The sequence below is a fragment of the Leisingera sp. G5_S3_59_S7 genome (assembly GCF_054968485.1).
Genome location: NZ_JBQKUH010000010.1, coordinates 39,936 through 65,855, shown reverse-complemented (window position 1 = coordinate 65,855; position 25,920 = coordinate 39,936). Strand labels below are relative to the sequence as shown.

At 63.2% G+C, this 25,920-nt stretch carries 20 protein-coding genes; 13 read left to right on the top strand and 7 right to left on the bottom strand.

Features of this window, described 5'->3' with window-relative positions; genetic code table 11:
* Nucleotides 1-3: 3 nt before the first annotated feature.
* Entirely contained in the window at nucleotides 4-1,890 is a 1,887-nt protein-coding gene (locus tag ACTRWG_RS07305; protein ID WP_027235999.1) for a phage head spike fiber domain-containing protein, read from the bottom strand.
* Complete coding sequence (locus ACTRWG_RS07300) at nucleotides 1,890-2,153, bottom strand: spike base protein, RCAP_Rcc01079 family (RefSeq protein WP_027236000.1); 264 nt, start codon at nucleotides 2,151-2,153, stop codon at nucleotides 1,890-1,892. Before ACTRWG_RS07300 ends, ACTRWG_RS07305 begins: the two co-directional genes overlap by 1 nt.
* A gap of 491 nt (nucleotides 2,154-2,644) precedes the next feature.
* On the opposite strand from ACTRWG_RS07300, the gene xrtE reads away from it, so the two are divergent.
* The 4 genes from xrtE (at nucleotide 2,645) to ACTRWG_RS07280 (ending at nucleotide 6,169) form a co-directional block, all read left to right on the top strand.
* On the top strand, nucleotides 2,645-4,246 hold the full coding sequence (xrtE, locus tag ACTRWG_RS07295; protein WP_462829175.1) for an exosortase E/protease, VPEID-CTERM system: 1,602 nt from the start codon (nucleotides 2,645-2,647) through the stop codon (nucleotides 4,244-4,246).
* Between the two features lie 168 nt (nucleotides 4,247-4,414).
* Nucleotides 4,415-4,927: a hypothetical protein gene (locus ACTRWG_RS07290; protein ID WP_260028835.1), complete on the top strand. Its 513-nt coding sequence runs from the start codon at nucleotides 4,415-4,417 to the stop codon at nucleotides 4,925-4,927.
* Between the two features lie 120 nt (nucleotides 4,928-5,047).
* Nucleotides 5,048-5,788 carry a metallophosphoesterase gene (locus ACTRWG_RS07285; RefSeq protein ID WP_462829174.1) on the top strand — a complete coding sequence of 247 codons (741 nt, stop codon included), beginning with the start codon at nucleotides 5,048-5,050 and terminating at the stop codon, nucleotides 5,786-5,788.
* A gap of 183 nt (nucleotides 5,789-5,971) precedes the next feature.
* Nucleotides 5,972-6,169 (top strand): VPEID-CTERM sorting domain-containing protein, encoded by a 198-nt coding sequence (locus tag ACTRWG_RS07280; RefSeq protein ID WP_462829173.1) that lies wholly within the window; start codon nucleotides 5,972-5,974, stop codon nucleotides 6,167-6,169.
* A gap of 65 nt (nucleotides 6,170-6,234) precedes the next feature.
* On the opposite strand, the gene ACTRWG_RS07275 is transcribed toward ACTRWG_RS07280, so the two are convergent.
* Nucleotides 6,235-7,641, bottom strand: coding sequence for a hypothetical protein (locus ACTRWG_RS07275; protein WP_462829172.1), 1,407 nt, complete (start codon nucleotides 7,639-7,641; stop codon nucleotides 6,235-6,237).
* 258 nt (nucleotides 7,642-7,899) lie between these two features.
* Here ACTRWG_RS07275 and ACTRWG_RS07270 point away from each other — a divergent pair, with 258 nt between their 5' ends.
* Nucleotides 7,900-9,171 (top strand): lipopolysaccharide biosynthesis protein, encoded by a 1,272-nt coding sequence (locus ACTRWG_RS07270; protein ID WP_462829171.1) that lies wholly within the window; start codon nucleotides 7,900-7,902, stop codon nucleotides 9,169-9,171.
* 37 nt (nucleotides 9,172-9,208) lie between these two features.
* Entirely contained in the window at nucleotides 9,209-10,402 is a 1,194-nt protein-coding gene (locus ACTRWG_RS07265; RefSeq protein WP_462829181.1) for a glycosyltransferase family 4 protein, read from the top strand.
* On the opposite strand, the gene ACTRWG_RS07260 is transcribed toward ACTRWG_RS07265, so the two are convergent.
* Together ACTRWG_RS07260 and ACTRWG_RS07255 are read right to left on the bottom strand one after the other, a co-directional pair.
* Nucleotides 10,387-11,292: a sulfotransferase family protein gene (locus ACTRWG_RS07260; RefSeq protein ID WP_462829170.1), complete on the bottom strand. Its 906-nt coding sequence runs from the start codon at nucleotides 11,290-11,292 to the stop codon at nucleotides 10,387-10,389. The genes ACTRWG_RS07265 and ACTRWG_RS07260 overlap by 16 nt on opposite strands.
* A gap of 18 nt (nucleotides 11,293-11,310) precedes the next feature.
* Nucleotides 11,311-12,210 carry a glycosyltransferase gene (locus ACTRWG_RS07255; protein ID WP_462829169.1) on the bottom strand — a complete coding sequence of 300 codons (900 nt, stop codon included), beginning with the start codon at nucleotides 12,208-12,210 and terminating at the stop codon, nucleotides 11,311-11,313.
* Between the two features lie 538 nt (nucleotides 12,211-12,748).
* Between ACTRWG_RS07255 and ACTRWG_RS07250 the strand changes: the two genes are divergently transcribed.
* Together ACTRWG_RS07250 and ACTRWG_RS07245 are read left to right on the top strand one after the other, a co-directional pair.
* On the top strand, nucleotides 12,749-13,435 hold the full coding sequence (locus ACTRWG_RS07250; RefSeq protein WP_027236010.1) for a sugar transferase: 687 nt from the start codon (nucleotides 12,749-12,751) through the stop codon (nucleotides 13,433-13,435).
* A 104-nt stretch (nucleotides 13,436-13,539) separates the two neighbouring features.
* Entirely contained in the window at nucleotides 13,540-15,687 is a 2,148-nt protein-coding gene (locus ACTRWG_RS07245) for a GumC family protein (protein WP_027236011.1), read from the top strand.
* A gap of 98 nt (nucleotides 15,688-15,785) precedes the next feature.
* Here the strand turns inward: ACTRWG_RS07245 and ACTRWG_RS07240 are convergent, their stop codons facing one another.
* Nucleotides 15,786-16,076, bottom strand: a complete 291-nt coding sequence (locus ACTRWG_RS07240; RefSeq protein ID WP_027236012.1) for a hypothetical protein — start codon at nucleotides 16,074-16,076, stop codon at nucleotides 15,786-15,788.
* Between the two features lie 324 nt (nucleotides 16,077-16,400).
* Here ACTRWG_RS07240 and ACTRWG_RS07235 point away from each other — a divergent pair, with 324 nt between their 5' ends.
* The 5 genes from ACTRWG_RS07235 to ACTRWG_RS07215 all read left to right on the top strand — a co-directional run bounded on the left by ACTRWG_RS07235 (nucleotide 16,401) and on the right by ACTRWG_RS07215 (nucleotide 23,996).
* On the top strand, nucleotides 16,401-18,521 hold the full coding sequence (locus ACTRWG_RS07235) for a YjbH domain-containing protein (protein WP_084299543.1): 2,121 nt from the start codon (nucleotides 16,401-16,403) through the stop codon (nucleotides 18,519-18,521).
* 35 nt (nucleotides 18,522-18,556) lie between these two features.
* Nucleotides 18,557-19,159 carry a YjbF family lipoprotein gene (locus ACTRWG_RS07230; RefSeq protein WP_245597367.1) on the top strand — a complete coding sequence of 201 codons (603 nt, stop codon included), beginning with the start codon at nucleotides 18,557-18,559 and terminating at the stop codon, nucleotides 19,157-19,159.
* Between the two features lie 25 nt (nucleotides 19,160-19,184).
* Nucleotides 19,185-20,564, top strand: a complete 1,380-nt coding sequence (locus tag ACTRWG_RS07225; protein WP_027236015.1) for a polysaccharide biosynthesis/export family protein — start codon at nucleotides 19,185-19,187, stop codon at nucleotides 20,562-20,564.
* Nucleotides 20,565-20,775: 211 nt separating this feature from the next.
* A complete protein-coding gene (locus ACTRWG_RS07220) occupies nucleotides 20,776-22,965 on the top strand; it encodes a dehydrogenase E1 component subunit alpha/beta (protein WP_462829168.1) in 2,190 nt (729 codons plus the stop codon).
* Entirely contained in the window at nucleotides 22,962-23,996 is a 1,035-nt protein-coding gene (locus ACTRWG_RS07215) for an ACP S-malonyltransferase (RefSeq protein WP_260002306.1), read from the top strand. Before ACTRWG_RS07220 ends, ACTRWG_RS07215 begins: the two co-directional genes overlap by 4 nt.
* 256 nt (nucleotides 23,997-24,252) lie before the next feature.
* Here ACTRWG_RS07215 and ACTRWG_RS07210 read toward each other — a convergent pair whose 3' ends face one another.
* Entirely contained in the window at nucleotides 24,253-25,827 is a 1,575-nt protein-coding gene (locus ACTRWG_RS07210; protein ID WP_260002305.1) for a DUF427 domain-containing protein, read from the bottom strand.
* Nucleotides 25,828-25,920: the final 93 nt, after the last annotated feature.

The window sequence follows — 25,920 nt, the reverse complement described above, 5'->3', positions numbered from 1 at the left end:
CGTTCATGCCGGTATCCGCCCGATGCCGGCGCTGCCAAGATCACGGTCCCACAAGCGGAAACGGCCAAGGCTGCCCTTGAATGCAGGCGCCAGGCCGATGTCGGCTGCCGCCAGATCCGGTAGCGCCGAGGGCGCAGGCGATCCCGCGGCGGTCTCTCCTTTCGCCGCGAGCTCCAGTTGCGCAGCCGGGTGGCGGGCGGCAAAGCTGACAGGCACGTTTAGACCGGGCGCACAGGCGGATGCTGCCCCGCTCGCCGTACTGGCCGCGCCGGAACGTGCGCTGGAAACCTGGATCTGGCCGGTTGCCGTGCCGGCGGTGTTCAGCCCCGCACTCAGGTGGTTGCCGCTGTCAGCCCGCCAGTCGAAGAACCGCGCTGCCGCCCCGGACCCGGTGTCCGTAAAATTCATGCGGCCCTCCAGCGCCAGCGAGACCGCAACCGGCATGGTTGCAGGCAGCACGGATGAACGGATGGCCAGAGTCTCTGCCGGGCGGGAGGCTGCGCGGCCTGCTGTGGGGATGAAGGAGCCGGGCGTGTATCCGGCCGTCACCTGGAAGGCCGTGCAGACATGCGATCCGGTGACCTGCGCACCAGGTGACAGGTTCAGGGCATCGTGGGCCGGGAACACTTGCACGTCAGCCGTGGCATTCAAGCCGGTCAGGAGGGACGGGTCATAGGTAAACCACGCGAACCAGTGGGTTCCCATGTCGATGACATCCCGCATCTTCGTTCCGTCAGGCTGCACCGCAAGCCCGCTGTTCCAGTGGTCCTTGATGGCTCCGGTCACGGTATCGAACGAGATGCCGCAGAACTGGTTCGATCCGACAGACAGGCGCGCGCTGAACAGCGACATCTGGGACGGGTTCTTGCGGACCAGGCAGGATGCGGTGTGAACCCCCGCGATAGCGCCGATGCCCGCGGCGCAGTGCGCGAAACCCGTGGCGCTGCTGTCGGTCAGCTCCCATGCGGGGATGCCTGCAATAGTACCGGACGCGGCCACCGCCAGCTGATTGTTCTTGACCCAATAGGCAGCGGCAAAGTCATGGCTCTGCTCGACGATATTCACCGCTGCCTCATCCTCGATGAGAATCCCTTCCAGGGCGCCACGAACATAGGCATTGCGGCGCGCCTTGAAGACTGGCGCTGCTTCGGCCGGGACATAGCTTGCGAACTCGGCCCCCAGGGCGTTGTCCGGATTGTCCGCCATGCCGCCGAGATCGGAGCGGCAGACCCATTGTGCGAAAACATCCAGGGCCTCGGTGCCGTCGGGACCGGTCACGGCATGCGACACTGCATTGTCTGACATCCCGGCGCTGAGCGTGCCGTTCAGCGCGGAGCCGTCCGCGGTGAACGTGATGCTGCAAATGCAGCTGCCATCGGCCAGCGGTTTAACTAGCGCAAGGTGGCCTGCGCCCTGGGTTGCGATCGTCCCGCCCTGCAGGTCGAACAGGGTAACCCCGCCGGCGCCGCTGCCGTAGCCTTCGGACGTCATGGCAAGGTAGCGCAGGTTCACCTGCCGCACATGGGCTGAGTAGGTGTAGGTGCCCGCATCCGGCAGCGTCACCCCGGCCCGCCGCGCCTCGGGCACCGTTGTGCCGGTTCCTGCCGCTGCCGTGAGCCGGGTTTTTGTGGCGGACGCGGCAACTGCGGTGCCCTGCGCCAGATCCCCGGAATGGGCCAGCAGGTTGTGGGCAGCCCAGACATGCGTGCCCGCCTCGCTGGTGAAGGTGCGAAGACCGGCGCCGTTATAGACGAAAATGTCGTCAAAGCTTTTGGCCGCGCCTGCCTGAAGGTACCGGTCCTGCCGGAAATCCAGGTCAATCAGGGCGGCAGGCGGCGACCAGCGCCCCTGCGCGGTCTCGCCGGTCATTGACAGGCCGATACCCAGCATCAGTACCACCCCGCGACAGTTGCCGTTGTGCCGGTTGCTTCGATCCCGGCGGCAGAGAAGGCAAACGTCTCGCCTGCGGCGACGGGATAGATAATGACCGTCCCCGCCGCATCCCGGACTGCCAGATCCCCGGCGGAGACCACCCGCAGCACGCGCGGACGCACCGGCAGATCGGTGCCATCCTGCGGGACAATTTCAAAATGGGTTGCGGCCGGGCTCTCCAGCCCGCGGCGATGGCTCGCAAACGGATCGGTTTGAGGCATGTGTGTTCTCCAGAAATTGCAGACCTGCTGAAACCTGCGTCCCGATTCCTCCGATAGGCTGCATGGTGGCTTATCCGGGTTAAGGCTGGCAAAAGCGGGCGTTCGCCGGTTTGCCGCGCGGCGCAACGCCTTTCCGGCCTGCGCCGCAGCTGCTGCGTGTCAGCTCTCCGGCAGCGTGACAGTGCATCCGGAGGCGTGCCTGCTGTTTCGAGCTGTGAAGAAGATGAGGCCGCGCGGAAATGCCGACAGTTTCCGCTGCAGGGCCCAAGCGCAGGGCGGTTTGAAAGCGCGCCAGCCCTGATGCCGGCCCCCGGCTGGCTGGCCACGGCGCCGGTGCAGCGAAGCCTTGCGCGGCGGAGGGCGGTGCAAACGGCGGTGCCAGGGCCAGCCCCTTGAACATGGGGCTGCCTTGATTATGAAGGAGCAACTCTGACTGGGCAGGGCAGGGGCTGCGCCACTCTGTTTTCAAACCGCACTTCAAAGGAGCGATCATGAGGCAGGAACTGATCTTTAGGCCTGCATCCATGCGCCTGGCCGTTTTCATGCTGGCGGCCGTGGCCGAGGCTGTGGCCATTCGCCTGCTGACCTTTGAAACAGACCAGTTCTCCTGCAGAAACGTGTCCGCATATGCGCTGTGCCGGGGGATGCGGACGCTTCCTCTGAGCGTTCTTTTCATGAGCGTGGCGGTTGTGGTGATGACGATTGCCCGCCCCCGGCTGTGGCACGCCTATGTGCGCCTGGCGGGCGCAGCGCCGTCCCGCCGCCTGTTTCCGGCCGGTCTGCATCTGCTGGGGCTGGGGCTGCTGCTTGTGCCGCTCTGGCAGCTTCCGCTTGCGGAGCTGGAGGCGCAATTCAGCCTGGCGGCGCCGGTGTTCCTGGCCGGCGCAGTGCTGGCGCTCCTGGGCGCTGCGCTCTGGCTCTTTCCGCTGCGCGCCTGGAAGCAATGGTTTCTTGGCAATGGCGCCTTTCTGCCGCTTGTGGCCGCCGGTTTTTTCCTGCTGCCGCTGGTGGTTGAGGCCACAGGATGGCTTTGGGGCGAAAACCGCGCCCTGACCCGGCTGACGTTCCAGGCAGTGAGCGGGGTCTTCGCATTGACCGGAACCGACCTGTTCAGCCTTCCGGGCGAACGCATCATCGGCCTCAATGATTTCAGGGTCCGGATCGCCTCGGGCTGCTCGGGGGCAGAAGGCGTGGCTCTGGTGGCAGTGTTCATGGCGATCTATGCCATGCTGGCGCGCCGGACGTTGCGCATGAGGCCCTACTGGATGATTCTGTTCCCGCTTGCGGTCTGCCTCAGCTGGATCTTGAACGTCCTGCGGATTTCCGCTCTGATCTGGCTGGGCGCCAATGTCTCGCCAAAGCTGGCGGTGGACGGGTTTCACTCCTATGCGGGCTGGCTGATGTTCTCCCTGCTGGCCTTTGCGGTTCTAGCCATCGTCCACAACATGGCCTTTTTCCACACCAAGGCCGCAGCGCCGGGCACCAGAACGGGCCTGCCCCTGAGCGCGGATCCGCTGTTTGCCAGAATTGTCCCGTTTATCCTGTTCATGATGAGCGGCACCATCACGCCGCTGCTTTGGGAAAACCCCGCTGATGGCTACCCGCTGCGGGTGGCGTTTATGCTGCTGGGGCTGGCGATGTTCTGGCCGGCGCTGAGGACCGTCGATTGGCGCGCCGGGCCGGCCGACTGGCTGACCGGCTGCGCGGTGGCGGCGTTGTGGCTTTGGACGGCCCCTGAGAGCACTGCCAGCGCGTCCGGGGCGCCTGATCTGTTCTGGATCCTCTGCCGCCTGCTGGGCACGGTGCTGCTGGTGCCGGTCATCGAGGAGCTGTTCTTCCGCGCCTATGTGCTGGAGCGTATCGCTGGCACTTCCGCGGCGTCTTCCTGGCGTGTCCTGGCCGGTCTGGCGGTCAGCAGCCTGCTGTTTGCGGCGCTGCACGACCGCTGGGTGGCGGGGGCGCTGGCGGGGATTGCGTTCGGTCTGTTGTATTTGCGGACCCGCCGCCCTGGCGGCGCCGTGCAGGCGCATATGCTGGCCAACGCCATCATTGCCGCCGCGGCCATCGCCAGCAGGAACTATGATCTGATCTGACCCGGCCGGGTTGAGCGCCGCAGGGCAGGGCGAAACTCTTAAAATTTGCCTAACATGCGGGCTAAAGTGTTGATAATGTACTAATTTTTGCCACATCCGCACCCCGGCCAGCGCGCAGGGGTTTTCTATCCAGTCTCCAACGCCCGTTTTTGCATTGGAGATCTGACCATGCTGGCACTGAACATTGCTTCTTCTTCCTCTGCCCTGCCGGGGCGCGCCCGCTCCGCTTTCTGCAAGGCCGCCAAAACCGCCGCTGCCGCCTGCCTGGCGCTGGCGGTGCTGCAGCCGCAGGCAGCTGCCGCCCAGCAGACCTATGTCGTCGGCAGCGACCGCGGCGGTTATCTGCACGACCGGCTGATCGAGCTGAAAAACCTCAAGCGCAGCGGCGTGCGGGTCGAGATCCGCGGCCGTGTCTGCTATTCCACCTGCACCATGTTCCTTGGCCTGCCAGGCACCTGCGTCGACCCGAACACCACCTTCGGCTTTCACGGCCCCTCGCGCAGCGGCCGCCGCCTGGCGCAGGAGAAGTTCGACTATTTCAGCCGGGTGATGGCGGATTTCTACCCGGAGCCGCTGAAAGCCTGGTTCATGGCGGAAGGCCGCAACCGGATTTCCGGCATCTACAAGATCAAGGGCAGCGAAATCATCCGCATGGGCGTGAAAGCCTGCCGCAGCGCCTGAGCGGCTCTGCTTGCCCCGCTGCGGGCAGGCAGTTATCACTGGCTGACTGACAAAGCCCCGGCTCGCTGCCGCGCGCCGGGGTTCACTGCGCCAAACAGGCCACCGGGAGAATTGCTCATCGTGCTGTCGTCGTTGCTCCGGAAGTTCGGAAAAGGTCCCGCCTTTGCGGACCCCGCGCCCGGGGAGCCGCTTTGCGTGATCGGCGATGTGCATGGCTGCCTTCCGCTGCTGCAGCAGATGCTGGCACAGGTGCCGCAGGATCACCGGGTTATCCTGGCCGGGGATTATGTCGACCGGGGCGAGCAAAGCGCCGAAGTGCTGCGCTATCTCAGCGCGCGCCCGGATCTGACCAGCCTCATGGGCAATCATGAGGACATGCTGCTGCGTTTTCTGAAAAACCCTGCCGGCGATGGCGGGCGCTGGATCAGGAACGGCGGGCTGCAGACCCTGGCATCCTTCGGCATCTGCGGCGCCCGTCCGCAGATGAGCGCAGATGAGCTGCGCGGCTGCCGCGACCGTCTGCAGGCGGCGATGGGGGACGCGCTGATTGGCTGGATTGACGGCCTGGAGACTTCGGTACTGTCGGGCACCGTTCTGGTGGCCCATGCCGGGGCTGACCCCGGCGCGGCTGCGGACGAGCAGGAGGAGGACACGCTGCGGTGGGGCCACCGGGAGTTCTTCCGCACCCCGCGCCAGGACGGGATCTGGGTCGTGCATGGCCACACCATCGTCAGCAAGCCCGTGGCAGAGCGGGGCCGGATTGCCGTTGATACCGGCGCTTATGCCACCGGAACCCTGTCTGCGGTCTGTCTGGATGGCAGCGCGCCGCGGTTCCTGAGTGTGCGCCAGGAGCGCGCTTGAAGCGCGCCCTGCGGTGCAGCCCGGATACAGCCGGGCGGGAAAACCACGCCGGCCCAAACTGCAAGTTGAGGGATGGTTAAGAAACTGCTAAGCGGCTGAGAGGGAGTTTAACCATTACCTTTTGAGGCCGAGCAGATGAAATCTCTTTTTACCGCCGTTAGCACCGCTTTTTTTGTCAGCTGCATGACACTGTCCACGGCTTTTGCGGCGCCGGGCAACGGCAATGGCAATGGTTGGGGGAACGGCAACGGTAACGGCGGCAACGGAAACGGCAATGCACATGGCGTGCCGGAAATCGATGCGAGTGCCGGCCTGCTGGCCCTTGCCGCTGTTGGCGCGGCACTGGTCCTGGCCTGGGAAGTGAACCGCCGCCGCGCCTGAGCAGGGGTTTGGCGCTCCGGAGCGGCTTGCTGCCGGACGTCTGGCGGGGCAGAGGTTCGTCCCGCCTAGACTGCCCGGGCGTGCTTCTTACGGCATATCCACACCGTGAGAGCGATCAGAATCATGATTTGCCAGACAAACTCCGTGACCGCCTGAAGGGCGCCGCGTGTGATAAACAGCATGCTGCCACCAACCACGAGCGCGGCGAAATAGGACAGCGTTGCTGAGGGTTCGGACCGCAAAAGCTTGTCGATTCTAGCTACGGCAAAGCCTGCAACGAAAATCAGAAGCGCTCCGAACAAGTGGAAGTTCAAATAGGCTTCGCCGAATAGCGGCATCGACAGGTTGGTGTTGGCGCTGCCCAGCCATTCCGAGACAATCTGACCGGAATGCACTGGCTTGTCTGGCCAAACCTGTCGCGGAATAAAGGATAGGGCGCTGTTGACCAAGCCCGAGCCGAGGTAGAGGCCGAACTCTTGCGCCCAATAGACCCCGTGCATCATTGACTGGTAGCCGTCAAAATCGCCTGCGGCAAAAAATTCCTGCCAAGCGCCCGATGAAATCCGGTCCCATTGCCTTGAGGTCCGGCTGAAGACGCTCAGCAAGGGATAGAGTAAGATCGAGCCTGCGAACATCGCCCAGAACGTCCAGAATTTTGCCGCAGTGCTGTTGAGCGGCGCAAACAGCAGGATGAAGGATGCGACGAACCCGATCAGCCGCCAGCGCGCGGAATTCACCGGGTTCACGAAGACAAACAGCGTGGCTGCCATCACCACAAAAAGCCAAAGGAAGATGCGGCGGTTCTTTGGATGGGGGTCGTTGCGCGCAATGAATCCCGCCACCAGTGACAACGCAAAAAGCAAAAGCGAGACGCGTTTGAAAATCGCAAAACGGGGGCCCCCTGCGTCAGACAGCGTATGCTCGATCTGGATGCGGGGTGTCGTAATGATGTCGAGTCCGATCCACGCGTATAACAGCAGCGTGAAAAAATAACCGGCAAGCAGTACAGGCAGCGCCAGCTTGGCCGACAAACCAGCTGTCCGGCGCGCCGGCGGCAGGTATTTTCCGCGCATCCCGTAAAAAATGCCTGCGTGCAGAAACAGGCTGAAGACAAGACACATGAAAGAGGTCTTGCGCAGCAGTTCCTGAGAAACGACCTGATAGGCGATGGGCCAAGGGTAAAGACCGATACTGGTATAGACCAAAGCCGGGAACAAGGCGCCGAAGGCAAAGTAATAGGAGACCTGGATCGACGCAAAACCGGCATTGGGGTGCACGATATAGTAGTAGATCGCGAAAAGATTGATCATGAAGGCGCCGCCCAGATACAGGTAATGCAAGTCCTGCAAGAGCACGCCATTGAGCAGCGTCCGGTTCAAAAGCACCAGCGAGCCTACCGCCAATGCCGCCGTAAAAACGAAGCTGAAGAGGATGCGCCTGTTTTGAGCTGCAACCACGGCCTTATCACTCACTCATAGCTGTCGGGCACCACATGCCATCGCAGTCCGCCTGCAAATGCATATCGGTGGCTGTCCGGTTTGAAAATATTCTGCCACGTCAAATAGTTTTTCAAAAATACCTGCGCCCTGGGGAGGCATGCAGCGCAACGCAGGCTCCGCTGAACTGCTCAGTTGCACAGCCCGGGACGCTGCGATAGTAGCAAGGCATCTCTACGTCGTCTATTTCCTTGCGCATAGATATTCATGCCGCTTCGCACAACCCTATTTCGGGTGACTTCCCTTGCCCTGCTGGTCAAGCTGGCCGGCGCGCCGCTCAACTATTTGATGCTGGTGGCGCTTGCGCGGGCTATGGATCTTGAGGGTTACGGCGTCTTTGCCTTTGGGTTTTCCGCGGCGCTGACCCTGGGACAGATCGCGCTGATGGGCCAGCAGCAGCTGGTCATGCGCGTGCTGCCTGCCAATACAGAGCCCGAAAACGCTCCGGTCTGGAAGGCGGCGCTGGCCTATGGGCTGCGCCATGTGGCGGGGGCGGGTGCCGTGCTGACCCTGGCGTTTGCGCTCTACAGCCTTGCGGACGCCGAAAACCGGCCGATGCTGGCGGCTGCGCTCTTGGTCCTGCCCATTGCGTTTGCTGAATTTCAATCGAGCGTCTTGCGCACGCAGAACCGCATTCTGGGCGCACTGGTGCCGCGCGATATCCTGTGGCGGCTTAGCGTGATTGCTGCCGCCGGCCTGGTGATGCTGGGTATCCTGCCACAACTGGAGCCGGCGGGGGCGTTTCTGCTTTGCGCGGGCACGCTGGCGTTCTGGCTCCTGGTGCAATCGCGCTTTGATCCCGCCACACGCTACCGCACTGCCATCGCGGGGCCCCGCAAGCCGCACACCGCTGAGTGGCGGGACATGTCCAAAAGCTTTTGGCTGGCCTCGGTGGTGATTGTTTCCGGCCCGAACCTGGCGGTGGTGGCCATCGGTCTGGTGATGAGCCCGGAAAAGACGGCGCCGTTTTTCGCCGCGTTGAAAACCGCGCAGCTGATGACGCTGCTGCTGCTGGCGGCTAACCTCGCCGTGACCCCTATGATTTCGCGCGCCTACGCTGAGGGCGCCCGCGGCACGCTGCGCAAAATCTGCCAGTCGGTTTCGGCGGCTGCGGGCGGGTTTGCGGCCCTGGGGATGGTGGCGTTTTGGGCCTTTGGGGGATTTGCCCTGAGCCTCTTCGGCGCAGGCTACGCCACCGCCAAACCCGAGCTTTTGATACTCTCGTTCGGCTTTGCCGTCAGCGCCGCTGGCGGGCCGAACGGCATTCTGATGCAGATGGCAGGCCAGGAGAAAGCATTCGCAAGGCTGTCGCTGATCTGGAATGCAGCCGGTTTGGCCGCGCTGGTCCCGGCGGTCTGGGCCTTTGGCACACTGGGGGCGGCGTCGGTCGTGGCGCTTTCGACCATCGCGTGGAATGTGCATGCCTGGTACCTGTGCCGCAGCCGCATTGGTATCGACCCAAGCCTGCTGGGGTTCATCCTGCCCCGGCTGCCGCAAGAGGATTGAGGACATGACGGATCGGACCAAACGCGTCGTCTTGGTGATGGACTACGGAGATGTGCGCGGGGGGCTTGAAAAGGTCTGCATCGAAAGCGCTTTGGCGCTTAAGGCCCAAGGCAAGGATGTTGTATTTTTCTGCGGCGTCCCGCCTTTGGATCCGCGCCTGGAAGCGGCCGGGATCGAGACGCACTGCCTGGGCGTCAGTGATATTGCCAGCAACGCGTCCCGCCTGGCAGCCATCAGGACAGGGCTGTGGAACAGGACCGCCGGACAGAAACTTGACCAAGTGATCCGTGACACAGACGATTTGAGCGCGACCGTTGTGCATGTGCATTGCTGGACCAAGAGCCTTTCGAGCGCGATCGGACCTGTGGTGACTGCGCCTGATGTGCGTCATGTCTTTACGATGCACGAATATTTCTTTGCTTGTCCTAACGGCGGCTTCTTCGATTATCCCCGCAACGGGATATGCGGCAAACGCGCCATGAGCCTGTCTTGCATGGTGACGAATTGCGATGTCCGCAACCCCGCGCACAAGGCCTTTCGGGTGGTTCGCCAGGGCATGCAAAAGACGTTTGGAAGGCTGCCACGCGGCGTGCGCAACATCATCTATATCTCGGAACTTCAGCACGAGGTGATGCGCAGCTACTTCCCGGCTGCGACGCGCTTTTTCAATGTCTCAAATCCGGTGATCGACGAAAAACCGGAACAGGTGGACGTCGCCGCCAATGAGGCGTTTGTTTTTGTCGGGCGGCTGGCTGCGGCCAAGGGGGGCGTGGAATTCGCCCATGCGGCCAAGGCCGCCGGTGTACGGGCGGTCTTTATCGGTGACGGTCCGCAAAAGGACGAGATCCGCGCGGCCTGTCCGGAAGCAGAAATTCTAGGCTGGATTGAAAGCAGCCAAGTGGCGGGCCTGTTGCGCGAAGCGCGCGCCCTGGTTTTTCCCAGCCTATGGTACGAGTGCCAGCCGCTTGTGCCGCTTGAGGCATTGGCAGCCGGCATTCCCGTCATCAGCGGCGATTGGACCGCCGGGCGCGAGAGCGTGGTGAACGGCAGGAACGGCATCATCATTAAGGACCTGGACCCGCAAGGCAGCTTCGGTGCCGCGCTGGCTGCTCTTAAGGATCCGGAGGCAGCGCGCCGTTACGGCAACGCCGCTTATCAGATGTTCTGGGCGGACCCGCTTACCATGGGGCGCCACCTGGACCGGCTGAATACGGTCTACGAGGCAATCTGATCCCGGGTGCGGGAGGGTGCCGGGCTTGCTTCGATATGCCGGCGCAAAAGCGCGATGTCTTCCTCTGCGAAGGCCGTGGTGTTCTTTTTGAACCAGACCTTTTTGATCATTCGCTTGAGCTTGATAGGCAAGAACTGCCGCAGCCGGTTTTTCCATCCTGAGCGAAGCAGCCAGACGTTGAGCCGTTCAAAGCGGACGGAATCGCCTGCGTTTTGCTCGTCCACGCTCAGATCAAACTTTTCTGGGTCGATCCCGAGGAAAGCGGCCACCTTGGCGAGCGCAGCTTCGGTATCCGCCACCATCTCCTCAAAGGTCATTTCGAGGATGTTTTCGGCAGGAAAGATGTTTTGGTAGTGCGCAATGGCGGCGTCATAGCGGCTCTGGCGGATCAGGAAACGCCCCGGCAGCGGCGTGGTGCCGTTGACCTCAAGCTCGATTTCTTCCCGCAAGCTGCGGTCCGATTGTCCCGAGCGCGTCGCCAGTTTGTAATGCGACAGCGCGCGGCCCACCGGATTTCGGGTCTGAATGATCAGCTTGGCGTCCGGGGCATACTCAAAGATCCTCTCCGCCGCGCCATCGCAATGCATATAAGTGGTGGAGCCATCAAGGCGGTAGCGCGCGTTGAGCCCCTGGAAGAGATATTCGTAGTGCGCCTGTTCGCGGAAAATCGCAAACTGCATCCGTTTGGCGGACTTGCGCGCCACATATGCCGCCGGGTCCACATCGTTAAGGTGGCGCATGGCCACGAAGTCCTCGGGGTACTCGTGCTGAGAAAAGAAATTCGGCTCTTTGATCGGGGGAATGTCAACGTCGGGATGGGATGCAAGCAAAAATGCCAGCTGAGTGGAGCCAGTGCGCGGGGCGGCGATCAAAAACAGGTTCGGTTTCATAGGTTGGGTCCGTAAAGGTTATGCAGCAGTCTCAGAGGAGGCCGCTTTTGAAAGGGCGGATTTCCGCAGGCCCGATCCGTAAAGGCGTGCCTGTAAGCTGGAAGGCATCATCCGGATCAAAGCCCGGGCAATGGCGTAGAAATATGCGGGGCTGGCCAGCCCGCGCTGAGAACGCACCGCGCGGGAATACCATTTCAATTCGGCGAGGCCGCGCCTGAGCGATGTGCGGCGCGCGTAGAAATTTGGGCCCAGCCGCCAGCTGAGCAGTCTGTCCGGGCAATTGCCAACATGGATGCCCGCCTCAAGCGCGCGCACCAAAAAGCCCAGATCTTCGGTGAGATAAGCCTCGGGGTACCGGATGGACGGGATGCGCAGCATCGCGCGGCGCATGCAGTACGCCGGATGCAGGATCGGGTTCATCTTCACGACAACAGTCTCGACGCTGGTCTGATCAATCGGAAAATCGCGTTCGCCGGTCACCGCTCCGGTCTCGTCAATGTCCCAGGCCTGGCATCCGATGAGGTCGAGGGTCGCATGGGCCTGCATATAAGCGATCTGCGCGCGGAACCGGTCCGGGTGGCAGATATCGTCGCCGTCCATGCGAAAGACGAAATCCTCGTCTTCAAGCCGCTCTATCAACCGGTTGAGCGACTTGGCGAGGCCAATATTTTCCTCGTTCCGCACGACCAGGTGAAAGCGCCAGTCGTTTTCCGACAGCCAGGTCTCATGCTCTTTGGGCAAGGGGCCGTCACAGCACAGGTAGATTCTGATCTGATCGCGCCGCAACCCGTTCTGGGTTTCCAGGCTGGCAAGCGCAAGATCGAGAAAGCTCAGATTGTCCGCCTTGTAGAGTGTCGTGATAACGGCAACTGTCACTCCCTCCAGCGTGGCAGTGTCTTGGTCGGTCTGTCCTGTCAAAGCGCTCTCCAATACCGGGGGCGGGCCTGAACGGCCGCGGGGAAATAAACAACACGAAAAGGTCTTCTGGATGATCAGCCCTAACTGGGCTTTCAACCCTGGTTGTTAATGCATGTGAGTTCGGAGTTCACCCCGTTTCAGGTCTGGTTTTCTGCGATGCTTTGGGAATCGGCGTGGAGTTGCTGCCAGCGCGGGCCTCTTGACCTGCCGGCGGATACTAAGGGGTGCCGAGAAAAGCTGGAGGCGCGGCGGATGACCGCCGGCGTGCGCCCATTTCCGGCCTGCGCGGCTATCCGATCCAGCCCTTACCCCTAGCCGCAATCAGTGCGGGATGGCGGCATCCTCCCTTGTCGGAAGCGCCCTGCAGATGCCTCCGGACCGGTGGTCTGGTGGCTCTGTAGTCACAAAGGTTAAAGAAGTCTCAAAAGTTCCGAAAATACTACTTAAGTTTATTACAACTTGGATGTAGGGAACCCATACCTATCCCATTTGTCGGGTGGGTTTTGGTTAAGACGTTTAAATCTCGGAGTGTTTGACGATGCAAGATTTTGCACTGACCGCGTACTCCATCGATGGATCTGTTGAATATCAAGGCCCTGGCTATTCTTCGCCGGGCTACTACTCCAGATCGGGTAAGCGGATTTTTGATATACTTTTTGCCCTTTTGCTGCTGCCCGTCCTTGTGCCTGTCATCCTTATTTTGTGGGGTGTTGTGCGCTTGGACGGCGGACCGGGATTTTTCGGGCATACCCGGGTGGGCCAGGACGGCAAGCTGTTCAAGTGCTGGAAAGTCCGCAGCATGGTGGTCGATGCCGAATCGCGGCTGCAGGCCCATCTGGACACCAATCCTGAGGCCGCCGCGGAATGGGAGCGTGACCACAAGCTGACCAACGATCCGCGCATCAACCGGCTTGGCCGGATCCTGCGCAAGACCAGCCTGGATGAACTGCCGCAGATCTGGAATGTGCTGAAGGGCGAGATGAGCTTTGTCGGCCCGCGCCCCATTGTCACCAAGGAGCTGCGGAAATACGGCAGCAGCGCGTCGGCTTACCTGGTTCAAAGGCCTGGAATCACCGGGCTTTGGCAGATCTCCGGCCGCAATGACATCAGCTATGATGAGCGGGTGGCGCTGGATGTGGCTTACCTGTACCGGCGCGGCTTCTTCAAGGATCTGAAAATCATCCTCCGCACAGGTGCAGCAGTGCTGGGCAGAACCGGCCGCTGAGCCCTGCACCGGTCCGCCGGACTTTCTTCTCAAAGCCCCTGCGTGTATGCGGGGGATGATGCGCGTGTGCGGCGCGCATCAATCAGTACGGTACTTGGGTATTCATGAAACAGACGCCTTTGAATGAAGCTTCCTTCCCTGTGCAGCGCCCCTCGCCCGCCGAAACTCCGGAAGACGATGCCATTGACCTTGGCGCCTTGTTCGCCACCCTGTGGCGCGGCAAGTGGATCATGCTGCTGGCGGCCATGGCGGCGATTTTCCTGGGGGGGCTTTACGCCTTTGTCGCAGCGGTGCCGCAGTACACCTCCAGCGCTGTGGTGATGCTGGAAACCAAGCAGCAAAGCGTGGTTGATCTGCAAAGTGTCGTCAGCGGCCTCTCGGGCGATTACGCCGAGGTCAACTCCGAGCTGGAGGTGCTGCAATCGCGCGGGCTGATGAACAAGGTCGTGGACGAGCTCTCCCTGATGGAGGATCCGGAGTTCAACGGGACTTTGGTTGAACCTTCGGCCCTGAGGACGCTGGTCTGGACGGTGAAATATCAAATCAAATCGCTGCTGGGACTGCACAAGCCGCCGGTGGAAATGTCCGATGAGATGGTGGAGCAGCTCATCCGGGACAGCGTGGTTTCCGCCCTGCTGGGCAAGGTTTCGGTGCGCAATGTTCCGAACACGCTGGTGTTCCAGGTCACGGTGCAGACCGAATCCGCCCGCAAATCCGCGCTGATCGCCGATACCATCGCGGATCTCTATATCCTCAATCAGATTGAGGTGAAGTTTGAGGCCACCGAGCAGGCGACAACCTGGCTGGCCGGCCGGGTGTCGGAGCTGCAAGCGGAGCTGGAAACCGCCGAGGCCAAGGTCAATGCGTTCAACGCCGATACCGCCCTGATTTCGCCGGAGGCCCTGCAGGCGCAGGAGGTGCAGCTGAAGGACCTGCGCGAGCGCATCGCTCAGGCGCAAACCGCCGAGCGCACGGCGCAGGCGCGCTATGAGGCGCTGCGCGCCGCCGAAACCCGCGAGGCGCAGGCAGAAGCTGCCCAGGACCGGCAATTGCAGCGCCTGCTGGCGCAGTCCGGAGGCACCGCCTCGGGAGAGGCCGCTTTTGACACCGCGTTCCAGCGCGTGCTGGCGCGCGCGGCACTGGAAGCCCGCCGCGCCGCGCAGCAGGTGCAGACGCTGGTGCAATCCGAAGCGGAACTGACTGAACAGACCGCACAGCAGAGCGCCGATCTGATCACCCTGCAGCAGCTCACCCGCGAGGCGGAAGCTGTGCGGTTGCTATATGAGTATTTCCTGACCCGCCTCAAGGAGACCTCTGCGCAGGAGGGCATCCAGAAGGCTGACAGCCGCATGCTGTCACAGGCGGTGATCCCGCTCCGCCCCTCGGCGCCCAGAAAATCCCTGATCCTCGCCATGAGCGGAGTCCTGGGGCTTATGACCGGGGCTGGTATCGTGCTGCTGATGGAAGCACGGCGCCGGGGCTACCGCGCTGCCCGGGAGCTGGAGCGCAAGACCGGCTACAGCGTGCTGGGGCAGATCCCGGTGTTCCCAGCCAGCGGGCGCCGCAAGGTGCTGGAGTATCTTGCCAGCAAACCGTCCTCGGCAACGGCGGAGGCGGTGCGGAATCTGCGCACCTCTCTGATGCTGTCCAACGTCGACCACCCGCCGCAGGTGGTGGTGATGACCTCTTCGCTGCCGGGGGAAGGCAAGACCACCAACGCGCTGGCGCTGGCGCAGAACTTCACCGGGATTGGCAAGAAGGTTCTGCTGGTCGAAGGCGATATCCGGCGCCGGACGATGACCGCCCAGCTCAGCAATGTGCCGCCGCAGGGCATTGTCTCGGTGCTGGCGGGAGACGTGCCGGCGGGGCAAGCCATCTTCCAGGATCCGCTCCTGGGCTGCGACATTCTGGCGGGGGAGAAGACCTCGGCCAATGCCGCCGACCTTTTTGCGTCGGAGCGCTTCCGTGACTTCCTGGAGGAGATGCGGCAGCGCTATGACGTCATTCTGATCGACACTCCGCCGGTACTGATTGTCTCGGACGCCCGGCTGATCGCCCGCAATGCGGACGCGGTGCTGCTGACGGTGAAGTGGGACGATACTGCCGAACAGGATGTGGCGGAGGCCCTGCGGTTGTTCCACACCGACAACCAGCGCCTGACCGGCATGATCCTGGGCCAGATCAATACCCGCCGGATGAAGCAGTATGGCTACAGCTATGGCGACTATGGCTCAAAATACTATGCCAACTGACGCTGCGATGCAGGAGAAACCGGTTTAAAAAATAACGGCGCGCTCCTGCTGGGCGCGCCGTTTTCCATTGCGGTCTGCGGGCCGCGGTTGCGGGTGCCTCAGTTGGTGCTGACGGTGCTTGTGGTGGACGGGGTCGAGCCGCCGCCTGCCGCGGCTGCAAGTCCGGCGGCAGCAGCGGCTGCCCCCAGCGCCGGTGCCACCAGCGGCACAAAGCCGGTGACGCCTTCCGCCTCTGCTGCGGAGGCAGCGTCTGCCAGCGCTGCCAGGCACTCATCATCGTCGGTGTTCTGTGTGTCTTCGCAGTCGTCCCGGGCGGTTGCAGGGCTGACACTTTGGGCAGCAGCGCCGGTCGCGGAAAGGGCCAGGGCCAAAAGGGTAATCCGGATCATCGTCAATCTCCTAAACCTATTCGCCGCCAAGCTATCATGCTCCGGGAGCTCTGCAAATGCTGCACTGCTGCAAAGCCGCTTTTGTGTGTCCTGAACCAGCATTTATTTGCTGCCTCCTTGCGCGGCCAGGGCCGCTGAAAACAGCAGTGGCCGCGCAGCCGGCTGTTTTGCGCCGGCAAGGGTTGCACTGCCGTCTCAAACAGGGAAAGAGACAGGCAGATTCGCCACAGCAGAAAGACATTTCCGGTCTTTCTTCCAGCCTGCGGGACAGTCCGCCGAAAAACGGATAAAGGGGCCGCAGGCCTGAAGTACATTTTTGATGGTATGACAAATTTGAATTTCCAGGGACGGCAATGGCTTTTGGCAGCCCTTACGGCTGCGGCCCCGGCACTGGCCCAGGCGCAAAGCACGTCGACTTACGGCACACCGGGATTGATCGAAACTCCTACGGCCGAAATGTATCCCGACGGCACCCTGGCTTTTACCAGCGGTATGCTGGATCAGACCCTGCGGGCCACCATGACCTTTCAGCTGCTGCCTTGGGTGCATGGCAGTTTCCGGTACGCGGTTATCGAGGATTTCGACGGTGACGGTGCCAACAACCGCTACGATCGCAGTTTCGACCTCCACTTTCTGCTGCGCGAGGAAGACGCGCGTGCTCCGGCCCTGGCCCTCGGCCTGCGCGACTTCGGCGGCACCGGGATCTACGCATCAGAGTATATTGTGGCCACCAAGACCATTCGCGACCGGCTGAAACTGACCGGCGGCATCGGCTGGGGCCGCATGGCCGGACGAGGCAGTTTTTCGAACCCGCTGGGGGTGCTGTCCAACCGGTTCAAAACCCGTGCAGATTCGAATGCCGGCGGTATCGCGGAAACCGGGCAGCTGGATTTCGGCAATTGGTTCCGGGGCGATGCGGCGCTGTTCGGCGGGGCCAGCTGGGCCTACAGCGACCGCTTGACCCTGCTGGCGGAATATTCACCCGACCTTTACACCAAGGAGCGGGACCGCATCGGTTTCGAGGTCAGCTCGCCGTTCAACTTTGGCGCCCAGTACCGTTTGAAGAACGGAGCGCAGCTGACCGCGGCCTATATGTATGGAACTACCCTGGGGCTCAGCTACAGCTATTTCATCGACCCGCGTCAGAGCGTGACGCCAGGCGGGCAGGGCGCCTCGCCGCCGCCGCTGCTGCCGATTGACCGAGTGGCGCTGGCCAGCTGGAACCTGCCTGATGCCGCCGCTGCACCGGACCGCCGGCAGCAAGTCCTGACGCGGACGCTGGAGCAGGAAGGGCTGCGGCTGGTCTACCTTGAGGATGCAGGGCAAACCCTGCGGATCGGGGTTGAAAACGGCACCTACGGCCAGGCGGCGCAGGCCATCGGGCGGGCGGCCCGGGTGCTGGCCAACACCCAGCCCGCTCATGTGCAAAGCTTTGATATCGCGCTTATGTCCAACGGTGTGCCGCTCAGCTCCGTGCGTATCAACCGCCAGGACCTCTATGAGCTGGAGCATGATCCCGACGGCGCCTGGCGCAGTTTTGCCCGGGCTGAAATTTCCGACAGCATCCCGCTGGCCGAAGGCGGTATTGCAAGCGGTGCCTATCCCCATTTCAGCTACCGGCTTGGACCCTATTTGCAGGCCTCTTTCTTCGATCCGGACGCCCCCCTGCGCTATGAAATCGGGGCCCGGCTTGGTCTCGATTACACCATTGCCCCGGGCCTCAGCCTGTCTGCCGGGCTGCGCCAGCCGGCTGCGGGCAACCTGGACGACAGCCAGCGCGAGTCGAATTCGGTGATTCAGCGGGTGCGTTCGGACTGGGGCCTTTATGCGCAACAGTCGGATCTGCGCATGGAACATCTGACCGCCGAGTATATCTGGCGGCCCGGCACCGATCTTTATGCCCGCACCACGGCAGGTTATCTGGAGACCATGTATGGCGGCTTGTCAGCCGAGCTGCTTTGGTTTCCGCCCGGCAGCCGCCTGGCTCTGGGAGCTGAGATGAATTACGTCAGGCAGCGCGACTTTGACGTGCTGTTCGGGTTCCAGGACTACTCGGTAGCGACCGGCCATGTCTCGGCCTATTACGATCTGCCCGGCGACTACCACGCGCAGCTGGACGCAGGCCGCTATCTGGCCGGGGACTACGGGGCCACAGTCACACTGGACCGCGAATTTGCCAATGGCTTCAAGGTGGGCGCCTTTTTCACCCTGACCACGGTCAGCTTCGACGACTTCGGCGAGGGGTCCTTTGACAAGGGGATCCGGCTGGAAATCCCGGTCTCCTGGCTGACTGGCCGCCCGTCGCGCGACCGGCTGGCGCAGGTGATCCGCCCGGTGCTGCGCGATGGCGGCGCCCGGCTCAATGTGCGCAACCGGCTGTATGGTGTCACCCGCGAGGCGCGGGCCCAGCAGCTGGTGCGGGGATGGGGGAGGTTCCTGCGTTGAGGCTGTTCCGCAATGCCCTGATCTGTCTTCTGCTCATGTCCTGCGGTGAAGCCCGGGATGAGTTTGAGCTTTTGCGCGGCGCGCTGCAGCCCGACGCGCCCCGGTTCCACCCGCGCGCCAATGCGCTGGCGTCGGTGCGGCCGATCCCGCCGCGGCTGGAGGTCGGTTTTCCCAGCCGCGACCTTAGCGGTGTCATGCTCTTGGAAACTGAGCGCGCAGGCGTGCAGACATGGCTTACCGCTGATGGCGCCACGATCACCCTGGAGCAAGGTTTCCTTACCTCCGCCAAGGGGTTCGGCTCCGGCCTGGCCGCCTCGGATGTGCGTCAAAGCGCGGATCTGGTACTGGCCGGGCGGGAGGGGACGGTGGAACGGTTCCACAGTTTTCTGAACGGCAACGACCAGATCGAACTGCACGCCTACAAGTGCGCGGTGACGCGTCTTGGGCCGGAGAGCATCTTTCTGCGCGGTCTGCCGGTTACCGCGCAAAAGCTGCAAGAGCGCTGCCACGGGGTAGCGGAAAGCTTCACAAATACTTATTGGGTGCGGCAGGGAGTCCCTGAGATCGTGCAATCCTCGCAGTGGACCGGCAGCTTCCTTGGCAACCTCTTTATGAAGACGGTTCCGGATGAGATTTGAATGTAAGTTGATTGGAGGACGCATCGTGCGCCGCATTTCCGTTGCCATCAGTGCTATGGCCCTGGCTGGATTGGTATCCGGCTGCTCAACTGTCTATCGCAGCCCGGCCGTGAAGGCCGGCGTGTCGGAGGCGGGCAAGGTGCGGGTGGTGGCCGTGACCCCGGAAACCGTTCTGGTCGCGAACCGCGCTGCCTATCAGCCCAAGACCCTGCCTGCCGTCTTCCAGATCTCTGCAGGCTCCGGCACCGGCGCCAGCCCGCGCGGGGCCGGCACTCTGCCCAATCCGCCCTCCACCCAGGACGGCAGCCGCCAGGGGCTGCGCCTGGATCCGCCGCCTCAGGCGGACCCCGGCCCCTATACCATCGGCACCGGCGATGTGGTGGTGCTGTCCACCCCGTCGACACAAGGAACTGTGGCGGAGCTGTCAGGGCTGCTGGCGGCCCAGAACAGCCGCAATGGCTATACCGTGCAGGATGATGGCTCGATCAACATCCCGGACGTGGGCCGGGTGCGGATTGCCGGCCTCACTGTGGACGAGGCCGAGGCGCTGCTGTTCCAGCGGCTGGTGGAGAGCCAGATCGACCCGACCTTCAGCCTGGAAGTCTCCGAGTTCAACTCCCGCCGCGTCTCCATCGGCGGCGCCGTTGGCAAGCCCGGCGTGCTGCCGATCACCCTGACGCCCCTCACCCTGGGCGAGGCGCTGGCCGCTGCGGGTTCGGTCTCGGTTGCGGATATCGACGTGAGTTCGGTGCGGATCTACCGTGATGGCCGCATGTATCAGATCCCGCTTGAGGATCTCTATTCCCGTTCCGAGCTGCAGCGCCTCAATCTGCTGGCCGGTGACTCTGTGTTCGTGGACACCGACTACGACCTCAGCCGCGCCGAACGCTTTTTTGCGCAGCAGATCCAGCTTCAGCAGACCACTCTGGCGGGCCGCCGCGCGGCGATTGATGAGCTGACCGCAGCGCTGACGCTGCGCCGCGCCGATCTGGACGAACGCCGCGAGAACTTCGCCCAGGCGCTGAAGCTGGACGCGGTGGAGCGGGATTATGTATATCTCAGCGGCGAAGTCCGCACCCAGGGCCGCTACACGCTGCCGTTCGGGCACAAGGCCACGCTGGCAGATGCGCTGTTCGACACCGGCGGCGGTATCGCCAAGGAAACCGGCGATGCCTCCGAGGTCTACGTGCTGCGCGCATCTGATGACATCCGCGAATTCGGTGCCGTCACCGCCTGGCACCTGGACGTGCGCAACGCTGCGCATCTGCCCTTGGCGGCCAAATTTGAGCTGCGCCCCGGTGATATCGTCTTTGTTGCCGAAAACCCGGTCACCCGCTGGGGCCGCACCATCGACCAGATCACGCCGTCGCTTATCACCGCGCCGGTCAATGCCTTAAGTGATTGATGCGCATGCACCCCCGCATTTCCGCGTCGTGATTTAAGGGCGGAAACTCCACCGGCAGCCCAGGGAGGCTTGGGCTGCACGTTATGTGAAGGATCGGACTGATTGAGCTGCCTGTCATTCCATTTTGGAATGGCAGCAGAACGCAATCTCATTGGCGTTGCACCAGGGTTTCGCGGATAACTGCACGCAGCCAGTGTTCCAAGGAGGCCGCATGGACCGCGCCCAGATCGTGCATCAGAATTTCCTCGACCGGGTTCAGGCTAGGACCCTGCCTGCAGGCGCTGCGCCCGCTGGGCCGCTTGCCGCGGAGGCGGCCGTTGGCACGTTCCGCGCGCAGGTCCTGAGCCGGGCGCTGGACCTGACCAGCCGGGCAATGCAAAAGGCGGGAGAGGGGTTTTATACCATCGGCTCCTCCGGGCATGAGGGGATGGCGGCGGTGGCGCGGGCGCTGCGCCCGACCGATATGGCGTTTCTCCACTACCGCGATGCGGCGTTTCAGATCGCCCGTGCCGATCAGGTGCCGGGGCAGCGGATCGCCTGGGACATGCTGCTGTCCTTTGTCTGCTCCAGCGAGGATCCGACCTCCGGCGGGCGGCACAAGGTGCTGGGCTCCAAGGCGCTGATGATCCCGCCCCAGACCTCGACCATCGCCTCGCATCTGCCCAAGGCGGTAGGGGCGGCCTATTCCATCGGCGCGGCAAAGCGGCACCAGCCGGAGCATCAAGTGCTGCCGGAGGATGCGATTGTCATGTGCTCCTTCGGGGATGCGTCGGCCAATCACTCGACTGCGCAGGGGGCGATCAACACGGCAGGCTGGACCTCGGTGCAGTCGACGCCGCTGCCGTTGCTGTTCGTCTGCGAGGACAACGGCATCGGGATTTCGACCAAGACGCCGAAAGGCTGGATCGAGGCCTCGATGGCGGGGCGGCCCGGCATCCGGTACTTCAAGGCGGACGGGCTGGATATTTACAACGCCTTTGCGGTGGCGCAGGAGGCGGCGGAGTATGTGCGGACCCGCAAGAAGCCGGCCTTTCTGCATTTACGCACCGTGCGGCTGTACGGCCATGCCGGGGCGGATGTGCCGACCACCTACATGGCGAAGGCAGAGGTGGAGGCGGATGAGGCCAACGATCCGCTGCTGCACTCAGTGCGGCTGCTGGATGAGGCTGGCGCGCTGAAGCCAGCCGAGGCGCTGAAAATCTACCAGGAGACCTGCGCGCGGGTGGAGCGGATCCGGGCTGAGGCGGTGAGGCGGCCGCATTTGAAGACGGCTGACGATGTCGTGGCCAGCCTGATCCCGCCCAAGCGGGCGTGCGCGCCGACCAACGGCCCCAGTGCCGAGGCACGTGCAGAGGCGTTCGGCAGCGACATGCGGGCGATGGAGGAGCCGCAGCCGATGTCGCGCCTGATCAACTGGGCGCTGACCGATCTGATGCTAGAGCACGGTGAAATCGTCATGATGGGCGAGGACGTAGGCCGCAAGGGCGGGGTTTATGGCGTCAGCCAGAAGCTGCAGCAGCGGTTCGGACCGGACCGGGTGATTGACACGTTGCTGGATGAGCAGTCGATCCTGGGGCTGGCGATTGGCATGGGGCACAACGGGTTTCTGCCGATCCCGGAGATCCAGTTCCTCGCCTATCTTCATAACGCAGAGGACCAGCTGCGCGGCGAGGCGGCGACTTTGCCGTTTTTCTCCAACGGGAAATTCTCCAACCCGATGGTGCTGCGGATTGCCGGACTGGGGTACCAGAAGGGGTTTGGCGGTCATTTCCACAACGATAACTCACTGGCGGTGCTGCGGGATATTCCGGGGCTGGTGATTTCCTGCCCGTCGGACGGGGCCGAGGCTGCGATGATGATGCGCGAGGCGGTGCGGCTGGCGCGCGAGGAGCAGCGGGTGGTGGTGTTCGTCGAGCCCATCGCGCTGTATCCGATGAGGGATCTGCACGAGGCCAAGGATGGCGGATGGATGCGGACCTACCCTTCGCCGGACCAGCGTATTGGCTTGGGAGAGGTTGGCGTGCATGGGGATGGCACCGATCTGGCCATCGTGACCTACGGCAACGGGCGCTACCTCTCCACACAGGCGCAAGCGGAGCTGGCGGCTCAGGGCGTGGATGCGCGGATCGTGGACCTGCGCTGGCTGGCGCCCTTGCCGGAAGCGGCGCTGCTGGAGGCGGTGAAGGGCTGCGACCACGTTTTGATTGTCGACGAATGCCGTACCACCGGCAGCCAGTCCGAGGCGCTGATGGCGCTGTTTGCAGAGCAAAGCGATATCCCCGCGGCGCGCATAGCCGCCAGCGATTGCTTCATCGCAACCGGACCCGCCTATGGCGCGACACTGCCGTCGAAGGACAGCATTGTAGCGGCTGCAATGACGCTGGCAGGAGGCAAGAAATGACCCGCACCGCTGTTCTGATCTGCCCTGGACGGGGCACCTACAACAAGGCAGAGCTGGGCTATCTGCACCGTTATCATGCGGACAAGGCGGCGCTGTTTGCGGGATTTGATGCGCAGCGGCGCGATGCCGGGCAGGAAGAGGTTACAGCGCTTGACGGGGCCACCCGGTTTTCTGTGTCGAAGTATTCGCGCGGGGATATTGCCTCGCCGCTGATCTACGCCTCGGCACTGGCGGATGCGCAGTCGCTGGCCAAGGATATCGAGGTGGTTGCGGTCACCGGCAACTCAATGGGCTGGTATATCGCGCTGGCGGTGGCGGGGGCATTGAGCCCTGAAGGCGGCTTCCGGGTGGTGAACACCATGGGCACGCTGATGCAGGAGCAGCTGATCGGCGGCCAGCTGGTCTATCCCTTTGCCGGGCCGGACTGGCAGAATGATCCCGTGCGCAAGGCAGAGCTGCTGGCGCTGGCGGCAGAGATCAATGCGCGCGAGGGGCATGATCTGGCGCTGTCGATTGATTTGGGCGGGCTGCTGGTGCTGGCCGGGAACGAGGCCGGGCTGGCAGCGTTCGAGGAAGCAGTGCCGGTGGTCGAGGACCGCTTCCCGATGCGGCTGGCCAACCACGCGGCCTTTCATACCGCGCTGCAGGCGCCGGTGGCAGCGGAGGGGCGCAAGCGGCTGGGGGCAGACCTGTTCACCCAGCCGGAGGTGCCGCTGATCGACGGGCGCGGGCAGATCTGGTGGCCGGGTGCGACGGATACTCAGGAGTTGTGGGATTACACGCTGGGGTATCAGGTGGTGGAGCCCTATGATTTCACCCGTGCGGTGCAAAATGCCGCCTGCGAGTTTGCGCCGGATTTGTTCATCGTGACCGGCCCCGGCACCACGCTGGGCGGCGCGGTGGCGCAGTCGCTGGTGCACTGCGGCTGGCAGGGGATCTCCGGAAAGGAGGCCTTCAAGCTGCGGCAGGCCGAGGACCCGCTCCTGGTCTCGATGGGGGATGAGGCGCAGCGCGGGTTTGTGACCGCCTGAGTACGGTGCCGGGTGCGGCGCTGGGGGAAGCTCCCGCGCCTGTTGCCTGCATCGAAGATGCCGGCAAAGCAGCCTTGGGCGTGGCCCTGCCCTGCGGGCAGGGTGGAAGGGGTTCTGCTGAGAATGCTTTCAGGAGCAGGTTTGCCCTGAAGGCCGGTTTCCAGCGTGGTTGATTCTCCCCGCCTCAAGGGGAAACCGCGCCAAAGCGCGGCGGCTGCGCCGCCCTTGACCCGGGGCTGAACAGGCAGGGGGGAGGTTATTCGGCCGCGGCTTGCGGTTCGGTCCTGGCGGCGAGGGCATAGCAGGTCACCGGCTGGGAAACATTGTGCAGGCTGACAGCGCCCAGCGGGATGCCCTGTGACGGGTCGCTCAGGATATCGCAGCTGACGACGACCGGGTGATTGACCGTCTTGCCGTAGTCGCCCAGCCGGGCAGCGATATTGGCGGCCTGGCCGATCACTGTGAAGTCCAGCCGCTCCCGCGAGCCGACGTTGCCATAGGTCACCCGCCCGTAGGCGATGCCGATGGCCGCCTCGCAGCGGTGGCCGTCTTCTTCGCCCGCGATCTCCTCCAGCCGGGCGATGATGGCGCGGGCGCTGTCCAGCGCCTGGGCGCGCGCCTTTTCCGGGTCGCTGCCGGCCGGGAACACCGCCAGCACAGCGTCGCCGATGAATTTCAGCACTTCGCCGCCGTGGTCATGCACAATGGTCGAGGCGGTCTCAAAAAACTGGTTCAGCAGCGCGATATAGTCCTGGCGGCCCAGTTCCTCCTCCAGCCGGGTGGAGCCGCGCAGGTCGCAGAACATGATGGCGGCGTCGATCTCGTCTCCGTCGCCCCGGCGGATTTCACCGCCCAGCACCCGGGCGCCGGTGCGTCTGCCGACATAGGTTTCCAGCAGGGACTGGGCATTTTCGCGCTGCATGAAAATCTCATAATAGCGGGCGATCACGTCGGAACATTCAAAGATCAGCCCCAGGTTGGCAGTGGAAAACCCGTTGGGGTGGTCGCTGGTCAGGGTCAGCACGTTGATGCGCCCGTCGGAGAACCGCAGCGGCATGGCGACATAATCGGTGGCGCCCTCCTTGCGCAGGTCTTCGAGGATCGGGAAGGCATCGTCGGAGCAGCAGCTGCCGAGCCGGTGCCGCACCCCGCCCAAGCCGTTGGACACATGCCGCAGGGGGCTGTTCTGGTAGGCCGGGTGGTCGTGGATCTCGTAAGACGGCGCGTAGGTGGTGACCTCGCCTGTCTTCCTTTGCCAGATATAGTTCTTGCCTGCGATCATCGGGTGCAGCGACCAGGCCATCACCGAGAGGCGGGAGAGGTGAATGCCCTGTTCCACCAGCTTTTCCGCCAAGGCGGCGGTCAGCTCCTCCGGGGCCGGAACCAATGCCGCATCGCGCAGCAGCCAGTCGATCACCGGACCGGAGATATTGCCGTAGTCCGGCATTTCCACATTGTTGCGGCCGAGGTCGAATTCAGCCTCCGCACCCGGCATGAAACCGATATAGCCGGAAATCGCCGCGGCTTCGGGCATCGCGTCCTCATAGGCCCAGACACCGTTCTGCACCCGGTCGCCGGGCAGCAGGATGTCGCGGTAGCTGGCGGTGCCCTTGAACGGGCAGAAGGTCTGCAAGGAGGTATGGCCGGAGAGCGGGGCGGTCACGTCTTCTGCCGGGAAATAAACCGCCGGGGTAAGGCGGGTTTCATACATGACCTTGGCGCGGGTGCTTTGCGCCAGGATGATGCCATTGCGCCGGGCAGTGACCAGTCCGTGCAGCGGCTCGACAACAATGCCGTAGCCCCGGTTGCGGATCTGCACCTGTGCATCCATCCCTAAGGTCCTCGTTCTTGTATGGCGTCCAGGACCGGCCGGCATGGGCCGGTTCTGATCTATCTGGGGTCTGCGGGCAGGAATTCCAGAGCG